Annotated in this window: 7 protein-coding genes; 3 read left to right on the top strand and 4 right to left on the bottom strand. The window is 69.0% G+C overall.

What is annotated here, in order from left to right; translation table 11 throughout:
• Positions 1 to 88: 88 nt before the first annotated feature.
• The 4 genes from SPK54_RS11685 to SPK54_RS11670 are packed head-to-tail and all read right to left on the bottom strand — an operon-like array spanning position 89 to position 5,283.
• Entirely contained in the window at positions 89 to 1,378 is a 1,290-nt protein-coding gene (locus tag SPK54_RS11685; protein WP_330948072.1) for an MFS transporter, read from the bottom strand.
• Between the two features lie 25 nt (positions 1,379 to 1,403).
• Complete coding sequence (dinB, locus tag SPK54_RS11680) at positions 1,404 to 2,495, bottom strand: DNA polymerase IV (protein WP_330948071.1); 1,092 nt, start codon at positions 2,493 to 2,495, stop codon at positions 1,404 to 1,406.
• A gap of 31 nt (positions 2,496 to 2,526) precedes the next feature.
• The gene (locus tag SPK54_RS11675) at positions 2,527 to 3,822 is read right to left on the bottom strand and encodes a hypothetical protein (protein WP_330948070.1); all 1,296 of its coding nucleotides are present in this window, start codon (positions 3,820 to 3,822) and stop codon (positions 2,527 to 2,529) included.
• Between the two features lie 57 nt (positions 3,823 to 3,879).
• Positions 3,880 to 5,283, bottom strand: coding sequence for a GntP family permease (locus SPK54_RS11670; RefSeq protein ID WP_330948069.1), 1,404 nt, complete (start codon positions 5,281 to 5,283; stop codon positions 3,880 to 3,882).
• 155 nt (positions 5,284 to 5,438) lie between these two features.
• Between SPK54_RS11670 and SPK54_RS11665 the strand changes: the two genes are divergently transcribed.
• From SPK54_RS11665 to SPK54_RS11655, 3 genes are all read left to right on the top strand, one after another.
• Positions 5,439 to 7,691 (top strand): TonB-dependent receptor, encoded by a 2,253-nt coding sequence (locus SPK54_RS11665; protein WP_330948068.1) that lies wholly within the window; start codon positions 5,439 to 5,441, stop codon positions 7,689 to 7,691.
• A gap of 114 nt (positions 7,692 to 7,805) precedes the next feature.
• Positions 7,806 to 11,168, top strand: coding sequence for a PAS-domain containing protein (locus SPK54_RS11660; protein ID WP_330948074.1), 3,363 nt, complete (start codon positions 7,806 to 7,808; stop codon positions 11,166 to 11,168).
• Positions 11,169 to 11,246: 78 nt separating this feature from the next.
• Entirely contained in the window at positions 11,247 to 11,900 is a 654-nt protein-coding gene (locus SPK54_RS11655; protein WP_330948067.1) for a response regulator, read from the top strand.
• Positions 11,901 to 11,995: the final 95 nt, after the last annotated feature.

Below are 11,995 nucleotides of genomic sequence, written 5' to 3'. Positions count from 1 at the left end.
ACTGGCAACACTAGGGCAAAGACAAGACACAAGCGCACCGCAGGGGCGCGATGCTTTTCAGATATTTCGCGAAAGCGTTCGCGCCCTTTCAGTGCTCCTGCAGAGGGTGCCGTGAACGCGACTCCACGAAGACGCCGAGGCCGACTCCCAGCACCGCCATGACGGCGATGTACTGCATCGGCGCGTCGGGGTTGTTCTTCATCGCCAGGCTCAGCAGCACCGGCGTCAGCCCGCCGGCGATGGCATAGGCCAGGTTGTAGGCGAACGACAGCCCGGAAAAGCGCACCGGGGCGGGAAAGCGGCCCAGCGCGATCGCCGGGATCATCGCGGTCAGGCCCACCGCACTGCCGGCGATGGCGTAATGCCATTGCGAATACGCGCCGGCTTGCGCCTCGCGGTAGAACCACCAGAATGCGACGCCCAGCAGCAGGCTCCACAGCGCCAGCACGCGCCCGGCGCCGAAGCGGTCGGCCAGCGCGCCGGCAACGAGGTTGGCCGCCATCGCCGCCAGCACCGCCAGCGCATTTCCGGCCAGCGCGGCGTCGCGGCTCACGCCCATGCCTTGCAGGAAGGTCGGCATCATCAGGATGGTCACCACCACGGCGGCGGTGAGCAGCCAGGTCAGCAGCATGCCCAGCGCCACCGCGCCGGCGTGGTCGCGCACCACTGCTTTCAGCGGCGTCTCCGCCGACAGCGCGCGGCGCTGCTGCAACTCGGCGAACACCGGGGTTTCATGCAGCTGCCGGCGCAGCACCATCGCCAGCAGGCCGAACACGCCGCCCGCCACGAACGGAATGCGCCAGCCCCAGGCCAGCAGCTGCGCCTCGTCGAACGCGGCGTTGACTGCGCGCGCCACCAGCGAGCCCAGTAGGATGCCGGCCAGCAGGCCCAGCGACAGCGAGCCGCACGCCAGATTGCGGTGGCGCTTTGATACGTGTTCGCTGACGAACACCCACGCCCCTGGCGCCTCGCCGCCGATCGCCGCGCCCTGCAGGATCCGCAGCAGCAACAGCAGCAGCGGCGCGGCCATGCCGATCTGCGCATAGGTCGGCAACAGGCCCATCAGCAGCGTGGGCACCGCCATCAGCAGGATGCTCAGCATGAACATCCGCTTGCGCCCGGACAGGTCGCCGAAGTGCGCCATCAGCAGGCCGCCCAGCGGCCGCGCGAGATACCCCGCGGCGAAGATGCCGAAGGCCTGCACCAGCTTCAGCCATTGCGGCATGTCGGCGGGGAAGAACAGCGCGCCCATGGTGGTGGCGAAGAACACGAACACCACGAAGTCGTAGAACTCCAGCGCGCCGCCCAGCGAGGCCAGTGCGAGGGTCTTGATCTGCTGGCGGGACAGGCCGGGGATGGAGGCATCGCTTGCGGTCATCGCGCAAGCGTATGCGAAAGCCGGCTCAGGCGAACAGGTCGTCCTGGGCAGCGCTGCCGTCAGGTTCGGCGAAGCCGGCCAGGCCCACGCCCGCCAGACGGTAACGGGTGCCGGCTGGCAGGCCCACGCGCGCGCGCAGGTCGCAGGCGGTTTGCGCCAGTGCGTGCTCGCTGGTGGGAGGCTCCGCGCCGGTCAGGCTGCGGGTGAGGGTGCGGAAGTCCGCGGTCTTGAGCTTGAGCACCACGGTGCGGGCGACGCGGTCCGGGTGCTGCGCGCGTTCGCGCAGGTAGCCGGCCCAGGTGCTGGCCGCCAGCCGGCGGATATGCGGCTCCAGCGCGTCCAGCGGCAGGTCGCTGGCGAAGGTGTCCTCGCTGGAAATCTGCACGGTCGGGCGCTCGGTCTGCACTTCGCGCGCGTCGATGCCCAGCGACAGCTCGTGCAGGCGCCGGCCCCAGCGGCCGAAGCGCGCTTCCAGCGGGGCTTCGCCGAACGCGCGCAGGTCCGCGCAGGTGGCGATGCCCAGTTCGGCCAGCTTGGCTTCCATCACCTTGCCCACGCCGGGAATCTTGCCGACCGGCAGCACGGCGACGAACGCATCCACCATCGCCGGCTTGAGCACGAACTGGCCGTCCGGCTTGTTCCAGTCGCTGGCGATCTTGGCCAGGAACTTGTTGGGCGCGATGCCGGCGGAGGCGGTGAGCTGCGTCTCTTCGCGGATCGCGTCGCGGATCTCGGTGGCGATGGCGGTGGCGCTGCCCAGGTCGCGCTTCGGTGCGGTGACGTCGAGGTAGGCCTCGTCCAGCGACAGCGGTTCGATGCGGTCGGTGTAGCGCTCGAAGACCCCGCGCACCTGCTTCGACACCGCCTTGTAGCGGGCGAAGTCCGGCGGCACGAACACTGCCTGCGGGCATAGCCGCTCCGCGCGCACCGCCGGCATCGCCGAGCGCACGCCGAACACCCGTGCTTCGTAACTCGCGGCGCACACCACCGAACGCGGGCCGCGCCAAGCCACCACCACAGGCTTGCCGCGCAGCGCCAGATCGTCGCGCTGCTCCACCGACGCGTAGAACGCGTCCATGTCGACGTGGATGATCTTGCGTTGCGGCGCTTCGCTCACGCCGCGATTCTACGGACCTGTCGTCGCAGGGTCAGCGCCAGAACGGAATCGTGTCAAAGCCGGGGTCCTCATCGTCCTTCCCGGGTTTGCTGTCGCCGCGTGGCGGGCGCGCGATGCGCAGCTCGTGGCGGCCCGGCGCAAGGGTCCTCACGTCGATCATGGCCAGCAGCGCAGGCCGATCGGTGCGCGGGTCGCTGGCGATCTCGTATTGCAGGTCCTGCAACGGTGTCCCGTCCAGCGCCACGGGATGCAGCGCCTGCAGGCAGGCGCGCCTTGCGCTCGCCAGCGCCTCGCCTTCGAGGCCGCTCGCCTGAGTGCAGTGCTTGCGCATGGCTGGCTCGTCGCGGTCGGGGCGGTATGGCACCACCAGCTTCAGGTAAGGGCCCGCGATCACCGAGGATTGCACGAAGGGCAGGGCAGGATCGCGGGCTGGATTACGTTGGTCGTCGTAGTGCTCCGGAAGGAGGCGCTGCAGCGCGGAATCAGGGAACAGCCTGTAGCTGCCAGCCAGGGTGGAGGTACCCATCGCCGCGTAGGCGACGCCAACCCCGGCCAGCGCGGCAAGCATCACCCCGAACACCACCGCCATCATGCGCCGTTCGCCCCCATTGCTGGTCAGCAGGGCGATGACGTGGTTGTTCCGGCGGCCCATGCCGATCCGGGTGTAGAACCGCAGTGTCGCAGCCACGGTTCGGTAGACGATCCCGCCGGGGCGCAAACTATCGCCGCGGAGCTGATCGGTCATGCCGGCAGAGGCGAACGGCAGCATGACCAGGCCAAAGATGCCCCACATGACCTTCAGGGGGTCGATGGGCCAGGCGAACGCCTGAGCCAGCAGGTTCACCAGCAGCAGAGAACCGCAGAAGAAGATGCAGATGGATGCGATGATGGTGGCGATGCTGACGCCGATCGCGAACAGCACGCTGGCCCGGTTGTCCGCGCGTTCGATGGCGTCGGCGATGGTGCCGGGCCGCGCTCCTTCGATGGCGCGTTGGATCGGTCCCATCCGCAACCGGTCGAGCTGCACCCCCTGCGGATAGACCGAGTCCATGCCCACCAGCGCGATCCACTGCGCCCGCAGCAGCAGGTGGATGGCGAAGGTGGCCGCAAGTACCACCGCCGTGCTCTTTGAGTAGATATAGAACAGCACCAGCACCGGCCGCCAGTCGCTGCCCACGCGCGGTTCCAGGGCGAACATGCGGTCATCCAGCCAGCCGGGCACCTGGAGCATGGCGAACACCGCCACGCCGGAGATCAGCAGCTCGACTTCCCAGGTGGGCGTGGTGCGCCGGGACAGGTGGCGCGCGTCTTCGATGGGTTGGCTCATGGCAGCTGATGGTGCGGGCGGCGTCGCGCGCTGGCAAGCCCGACCGAACCTGCCCGCTCATACCCACCCGACGCCGTAGAACAGCCCGATCACCACGAACACCGCCAGCGTCTTGATGCAGGTGATCGCGAAGATGTCCTTGTAGGCCTGCCGGTGGGTCAGCCCGGTCACCGCCAGCAGGGTGATCACCGCGCCGTTGTGCGGCAGCGTGTCCATGCCGCCGGAGGCCATCGCCGCGACCCGGTGCAGCACTTCCATCGGGATGCCGGCGGCGTTGGCGTTGGCGATGAAGGTGTCGGCCATCGCCGCCAGCGCAATGCTCATGCCGCCCGAGGCGCTGCCGGTGATGCCCGCAAGCGCGGTGACCGTCACCGCTTCGTTGACCAGCGGGTTCGGGATCGAGCCCAGCGCATTGGCGACCACCAGGAAGCCGGGCAGGGCGGCGATCACCGCGCCGAAGCCGTATTCCGAGGCGGTGTTCATCCCGGCCAGCAGCGCGCCGGAAATGGCCGACTTGCTGCCTTCGGAAAAGCTGGCCTTGACCGGCTTCCACGCGAACAGCAGCACGCAGGCGATGCCCGCCAGCAGCGCGCCTTCCACCGCCCAGATCGCCGCCAGCTTGGAGACTTCCTGCACCACCGGCGCGGGGTTGCCGATGACCGCCGGCACGAAACTGGTGCTGTCGCCGTAGTGGGCCTGGATGCCCAGCGTCAGCAGTTTGTTGGCCACCCCCACCACCAGCAGCGGCAGGATGGCGATCAGCGGGTTGGCCAGCTTGCCGCCGGCGAACGCGGCCGGTTCGTTGACCAGCGTGGCCGCATCGCCGTAACCCTCGCCGCTGCGCGCGGCCACGCGCCGCCGCCAGTCGAGGTAGGACAGGCCCACGAGCAGGATGAAGACGCCGCCCAGCGTGCCCAGCACCGGCGCCGCCCAGGTATCGGTGCCGAAGAAGGTGGTGGGGATGATGTTCTGGATCTGCGGCGTGCCCGGCAGCGCGTCCATGGTGAAGGTGAACGCGCCCAGCGCGATCGTGCCGGGGATCAGCCGTTTGGGGATGTTCGATTGGCGGAACAGCTCGGCGGCGAACGGGTACACCGCGAACACCACCACGAACAGCGATACCCCGCCGTAGGTCAGCAGCGCGCAGACCAGCACGATGGACAGCATCGCCCGCTGCGCGCCGACCACCCGGATGGTGGCCTGCACGATGGCCTTGGAGAAGCCCGACAGTTCGATCACCTTGCCGAACACCGCGCCCAGAAGGAACACCGGGAAGTACAGCTTGAGGAAACCGACCATCTTGTCCATGAACAGGCCGGTGAACATCGGCGCCACCAGCGACGGGTCGGTCAGCAGCACCGCGCCCAGCGCCGCCACCGGCGCGAACAGGATCACGCTGTAGCCGCGGTAGGCCACCAGCATCAGGAAGCACAGCGCGGCCAACACGATCAGAAACGACATGCCCATCCCCGGCGGCGGATTCAGGGCTGCGAGTGTCGTGGCAGCGGCCGGGCCGGCCCATTGTCCGAACGTCCAATGCCGCAGCGAAGCGTTGCCGCTTACCTTGCCGGACATTGGTGGTAATCGTGCCGCCCGCAGCACCCGGAGGGGGAGTGATGAAACGCAAGCAATTGAGCATGGCGATCCACGGCGCGCTGGCCGTGTCGCTGCTGGTGGGCGCGCCCGCGCTGGCCCAGGACGCCCCTGCGACCAGGCAGGACGGCCAGAAGACCACCACGCTGGAAAGCGTCAAGGTCACCGCGCGCAAGCGCGAGGAGACCCTGCAGGAAGTGCCGGTGGCGGTTACCGCGTTCACCGCGGACGCGCTGGACAAGCTGAACGTGGAGGACCTGTCCGATCTCGACGCGCAGGTGCCGAACCTCACCATCTACGCCGCGCGCGGTTCCAGCAGCACGCTCACCGCCTACATCCGCGGCGTTGGCCAGTCCGACCCGCTGTGGGGCGTGGACCCCGGCGTCGGCATCTACATGGACGATGTCTACATCGCCCGCCCGCAGGGCGCGCTGCTGGACGTGTTCGATGTCGAGCGCATCGAAGTCCTGCGCGGCCCGCAGGGCACTCTGTACGGCAAGAACACCATCGGCGGCGCCATCAAGTACGTCTCCAAGGGGCTGCGCTCCGACTTCAACGGCTACGGTTCGGTGACGGTGGGCAACTACGGCCAGCGTGACATCAAGGCGGCGGTGGGCGGTGGTTTCGGCGGCAGCGAATACCTGCGCGGCCGCATTTCGGTGGCCGACCTGCACCGTGACGGCTTCGGCGAAAACGTCATCACCGGCGCCCAGGTGAGCGACAAGAAGATCCGCGCGTACCGCGCTAACCTGGGTGCGTACGTCACCGACAAGTTCGATCTGCAGTTCGCCTTCGACCATGTCGACGACACCTCCGGCGTGCGCGGCGCGAAGATGCTGGCGCCCAACCCGTTCAATTCGATCCCGCTGTACGGCGGCACCGGCCCGAAGCCGCCGATGGCGAGCCGCTACGACGTGCGCAACGGCATGCCCAACGTCAACGACACCACCCTCAGCGGCGCGTCGGTTACCGCGAACTTCCGCATGAACGAGGACTGGACGTTCAAGTACGTGCTGGCCAAACGCGAGTCGGACACCGAGACCAATATCGACTTCGACACCACCCAGGACAAGATCGCCGACGTCAAGGCGTTCTACAGCGACGAGCAGGTCACCCACGAAGTCCAGGCCAACTACGATGCGGGCGGCCGCACGCGCGGCGTGTTCGGCCTCTACAAGTTCGACGGCGAAGCCGGCGGCCAGGTGCTGAACAACTTCTTCAACCTGAGCTTCGGCGACACCCAGGGCACGGTCTACACGGAGAGCATGGCGGCCTACGCCGACTGGACGTTCGACGTCAGCGACAAGTTCAGCGTCGATCTTGGCATGCGCTGGACCTCCGAGGACAAGCACGCGGTGGTCAAGAACATCGGCTATACCGACGGCACCTTCACCAGGCCCAGCGGCGTGGTGGCGGCGGCGTTCGACAAGACCATCAACTTCAAGAACCTGTCGCCCAAGATCTCGCTGGACTACCAGGTCACGCCCGACATCATGGTGTACGGCGTGGCGTCCCGCGGGTTCAAGTCCGGCGGCTACAACATCCGCGCGCAGGCCACCGCGGTGCCGCGTTCCGCCGATCCGTTCCAGGACGAGCAGGTGGACAGCTACGAGGTCGGCACCAAGATGGGCCTGCTGGACCAGCGGCTGTTCCTGAACCTGTCGGCGTTCCACAACAAGTACAAGGACATCCAGCTCTCGATCTTCACCGAATACACCACGGCGCAGAACACCAAGGCCTTCTTCGGTGACTTCACCAATGCCGGTGCGGGCACGGTTGACGGGCTGGAAGTCGAGTACCAGTGGCTGGCCACCGACAACTTCACGATCACCGGCAACCTGGCCTGGCTGGACGCGAAGTTCGACACCTACATGTTCAAGGGCTTCAACATCGCCGACCAGCAGGAGTTCACCAATGCGCCGGACTTCTCGGGTGCGCTGAACGCCGAATACCGCATGGACCTGGGCAGCGCCGGCAGCCTGTCGGCGCGGGTGGGCTACAGCTACCAGAGCCGCGTGGTGGCGACCACCGAGGTGGTGTACGACCCGGTGACCAAGGCGACCGTGCAGCCGATCACCCAGGACGGCTACGGCCTGATCGGCGCCGGCCTGATCTGGAAGGCCAACGATGCCTGGACGGTGTCCCTGCAGGGCAGCAACCTGGCCGACCAGGAGTACCTCACCACCGGCTACAACCTGTATTCCGCACTCGGCGTGCACACCGGCTTCTACGGTCCGCCGCGCCAGTACAGCCTGACCGTGAAGTACGACTTCTGATCCGATCCCCGGGTGGAAACGGCGCGACGGCGGGCTTCGGCTCGCCGTCGCGCTATGCTCGCCGGCCATGCGCCGCCATGACCGACCCCTGTCCCCATGCCTGAAGGCGGCGCGATGCTGAGCGTTGCCGCGGTGGTGGCCGCCGCGCTGCTGTGGCTGGGATTGCTGTTCGGTACCGGCCTGCTCGCGGAGCGCCATCCGGGCGTGTTCCGAAGGCACTGGCGGCACGTCTACGCGCTGTCGCTGGCGGTGCACTGCACCTCGTGGACCTTCTACGGCACGGTCACCCAGGCCGCGCGCTACGGCTGGCCGCTGCCGCCCACCTTCGTCGGCGCGATCCTGTTCTATGCGCTGGCGATGGCCTTCATGATGCGGCTGGTGCGGCTGGCGCGCGAAAGCAATGCCACCTCGCTGGCCGACCTGATCGCCACCCGGCTGGGCAAGGATCCGTGGCTGGCGGCGGTGGTGACGCTGGTCGCCGTGCTCGGCCTGATTCCCTACATCGCCCTGCAGCTGCAGGCGATCGCCATGAGCCTGGCCACCGTCACCACCGGGCTGCCAACCAGCGGCAGCGTGCCGCTGTGGCGCGACGGCGCGCTGTACGTGGCGCTGGCGATGGCGCTGTTCGCGATCCTGTTCGGCACCCGCCGGGTCGATGCGGCGGGGCACAACCGCGGGCTGGTGCTGGCGCTGGCATTCGAATCGCTGTTCAAGCTGGTGGCGATGCTGGCGCTGGGCGCTTTCGTGTGGCTGGGCCTCGACGGGTTGCCGGAACTCGCCGCCGCGCCGCCGCCGGCGCGCGCAGCCGGCGGCTTCATGCCGCTGGTGATCCTGGGTGCGCTGGCGATGTTCGTGATGCCGCACCAGTTCCATGTGGGCGTGGTGGAGTGCCGCGACGAGGCCGACGTGCGCACCGCGCGCTGGCAGTTCCCGCTGTATCTGCTGCTGATCGCGCTGCCTACGCTGGCGCTTGCCCGCCAAGGTGCCGCCCTGCTGGGCGACGGTGTGCCGACCGACATGTACGCGCTGGCCCTGCCGCTGGCGCAGGGCAGTGCCGCGCTGGCGCTGCTGGTGTTCCTGGGCGGGCTCAGCGCCGCCACCGGCATGGTGATCGTGAGCACCCTCACCTTGAGCCTGATGATCGGCAACCACTGGTTTGCGCCCGGGCTGCTGCGCAGCGCGTGGGCGCGCGGTGGCGACGGGCGCGGCGACCATCGTGGCGACCTGCTGTTGCTGCGGCGCACCGGCATCGTGGCGCTGATGCTGCTGGGCTGGGCGTACAGCCGGCTGGTCAGCGGCAACGAAGCGCTGGCCGACGTCGGCGCGGTCTCGTTCTCGGCGCTGGCCACGCTGGTGCCGGCGCTGGCGTTCGCGGTCTGGCGGCCGCAGACCCCTGCCGTGGCGGCCACCGCGGGTGTGTTGGCCGGTTTCGTCGCCTGGCTATGGGTGATGCTGGTGCCAATGCTGCTGGCGACCGCGGGCGGCGATCCGGCATGGCTGCGGGACGGGCCATTCGGGTTGTCCTGGCTGGCGCCGGATGCGCTGTTCGGGCTGATCGGCTGGAGCCGGCTCGGGCGCGCAGTGGGCGTCAGCCTGTTCGTTGGCAGCGCCACCACGGTGCTGCTGGCGGCACTGCGCGGCGCGCCACGTCACCGTCAGGCGGGTGGCGCCGATCTGGCCGGCCTGCGCGATGCGGGGCGCCGCTTCCTGCCAGCGGCGCGCGTCGATGAGCTGCTGCGGCATGCGCCCGCCAGCGGACCGGTGCCGGCACGGATCGAATCGAAGCTGGAGCACGAGCTGGCCGCGGTGCTGGGCAGCGCCTCGGCGCGCCTGCTGCTGGATGCCGCCCGTCGCGACCCGGTCGACGACGTGGACCGGCGCGGCGCCGACCTGGACACCATCGCCGCCATCGTCGGCGAGGCGTCGCAGGACCTGCGCTTCAACCAGCGGGTGCTGGAGGCGGCGCTGGAAAACATGAGCCAGGGCATCAGCGTGGTCGATGCCGAACTGCACCTGGTGGCATGGAACCGCCGCTACGAGGAACTGTTCGGCTACCCGCCGGGGATGCTGCATGTGGGCATGCCGATCGCCGAAGCGGCGCGCTGGGCCCTGCGCGAGATCGCCAGCATCGATCCCTCCCGCGACGAAGCGGCACTGCAGCGGCGGCTGGCGCATATGCGCGCCGGCACGCCGCATCTGTCCGAGCGGGTGTTCCCCGATGGCAGCATCGTCGAGATCCGCGGCAACCCGATGCCGGGGGGCGGCTTCGTCGCCACCTTCACCGACGTCACCGCGTTCCGCCAGGCCGAGGCCGGGCTGATGCGCGTCAACGAGACGCTGGAGCAGCGGGTGGCCGAGCGCACCGTGCTGCTGGAAACCGCCAAGCGCGAGGCCGAGCACGCCAACGACGCCAAGAGCCGCTTCCTTGCCGCGATCGGCCATGACCTGCTGCAGCCGCTGCACGCGGCGCACCTGTTCACCGACACCCTGCAGCAGCGTGGCGACGGCGAGCAGCGCGAGCTGGCCCGGCAGATCGGCGCCGCGTTGGATTCCACTACCGACCTGCTGACCACCCTGTTGGACATGTCGCGGCTGGAGGCGGGCGGGCTGGTGCCGGAGCCGCGCGCCTTTCCGCTGGCCGACGTGCTGGACCCGCTGATCGCCCAATTCCGGGTGCTGGCCCGCCAGCGCGGCCTGCGCCTGGACTTCGTGCCCACCCGTGTCTGGGTGCGCAGCGACCCGCAGCTGCTGCGACGGGTGCTGCAGAACTTCCTCGCCAACGCGCTGCGCTACACCGCAAGCGGCCGGGTGCTGCTGGGCGTGCGTCGGTGCGGCAACGAGCTGCGCATCGAAGTCCACGACACCGGGCCCGGCATCGATGCAGCCCAGCGTGAAGCGATTTTCGAGGAGTTCCGGCGTGGCGAGGATGCGCCGGGGCAGGGATTGGGCCTGGGTCTGGCGATTGCCCGCCGTATCGCCCAACTGCTGGGATCGGATGTATCGCTGCGCAGCACGCCCGGTCGCGGCAGCGTTTTCGCCATCGACGTGCCGCGCGCGCCGGCGGCGCAGCCGCACCGCGCCGCGCCGCGCGGGTTGGTCGGACTGCGCGTGCTGGTGGTCGACAACGAAGCCCCGGCGCGCGAGGCGCTGGCGGCAGTGCTGCGCAGCTGGGGCTGCCAGGTGCGGGCCGCAGCCGATGGCGATGCCGCGGCGGCGTCGCTCGCGCAGGAGGCGATCGACCTGTGGATCTTCGATTACCACCTCGACGGCGGCGATGACGGCGTGGCGCTGCATGGCCGCCTGGTGGCGGCGTTCCCGGCCTCGCCGTGCCTGATCCTCAGTGCCGACCAGACCGGCGCGGTACGCACCGCCGCACAGGAAGCCGGTTTGCCGCTGCTGATGAAGCCGTTGCGCCCGCTGGCCCTCAAATCGGTGCTTGACCGGATGCTGGCGGCGCGCGGGTCGGATTTTTCCTAACGTTCATTCCGGCAAATCCTGCTTGGCCGGGACGGGGTGGGGCGCTACCTTGTGCCCATCGGACCAGGGAGCGCCGTGATGGGGATCAGGGTATTCATCGTCGATGACCACGCGCTGGTGCGTGCCGGGTTCCGCCTGATTCTGGGCGCGGAGGACGATATCGAAGTGATCGGCGAAGCCGACAGTGCGGAAGCGGCGCTGCCGCAGATCCGCCGTCTCCGGCCGGACGTGGTGCTGTGCGACCTGCACCTGCCGGGGCTCAGTGGGCTTGAGCTGACCGAGCGGGTCGTCCGCGGCGATTACGGTACGCGGGTCATCGCGGTGTCGGTGCTGGAAGACGGCCCGATGCCGCGCCGGCTGCTGGAGGCGGGCGCCTTCGGCTACGTCGGCAAGGCCAGCGACGCGTCCGAGTTACTGCGCGCCGTGCGCGACGTGGCGCGCGGGCGCAAGTACCTCGCCAGCAGCATCGCGCAGGGCATGGCGCTTTCGGGCCTGCAGGGGGAGTCGGCATCGCCGTTCGACACGCTGACCCCGCGCGAGCTGGAAGTCGCCCTGCTGTTGAACCAGGGCCTGCGGCAGGAAGCCATCGCCCGCCAGCTCAGCCTGAGCGCCAAGACCGTCAACACCCACAAGACCCGGCTGTTCGAGAAGCTCGGCATCCAGGACAACATCGCGCTGGCCCGGCTGGTGGGCCAGTACGGCCTGATCGACCCGGCGCAGGCCGTGCACTGAGTCCTGCGCGATGGCTGCGCCGCCGCGGCAGCGCTCGAATTCCGATGATGCAAATGAAATGGCGCCGGTTTCCCGGCGCCATCTGTTCTGCTCGG

This window comes from Thermomonas sp. LB-4, from assembly GCF_036409385.1.
Classification (GTDB): domain Bacteria; phylum Pseudomonadota; class Gammaproteobacteria; order Xanthomonadales; family Xanthomonadaceae; genus Thermomonas.
The sequence above is the reverse complement of the archived record's forward strand: the minus strand, read 5'-3'. Positions and strand labels throughout refer to the sequence as shown.

Bases quoted from the DNA above. Each gene is read 5' to 3' on its own strand.
- SPK54_RS11655 (WP_330948067.1), top strand. From the start codon at position 11,247: ATGGGGATCAGGGTATTCATCGTCGATGACCACGCGCTGGTGCGTGCC.
- SPK54_RS11685 (WP_330948072.1), bottom strand. From the start codon at position 1,378: ATGACCGCAAGCGATGCCTCCATCCCCGGCCTGTCCCGCCAGCAGATC.
- SPK54_RS11665 (WP_330948068.1), top strand. From the start codon at position 5,439: ATGAAACGCAAGCAATTGAGCATGGCGATCCACGGCGCGCTGGCCGTG.
- SPK54_RS11660 (WP_330948074.1), top strand. From the start codon at position 7,806: ATGCTGAGCGTTGCCGCGGTGGTGGCCGCCGCGCTGCTGTGGCTGGGA.
- SPK54_RS11675 (WP_330948070.1), bottom strand. From the start codon at position 3,822: ATGAGCCAACCCATCGAAGACGCGCGCCACCTGTCCCGGCGCACCACG.
- SPK54_RS11670 (WP_330948069.1), bottom strand. From the start codon at position 5,283: ATGTCGTTTCTGATCGTGTTGGCCGCGCTGTGCTTCCTGATGCTGGTG.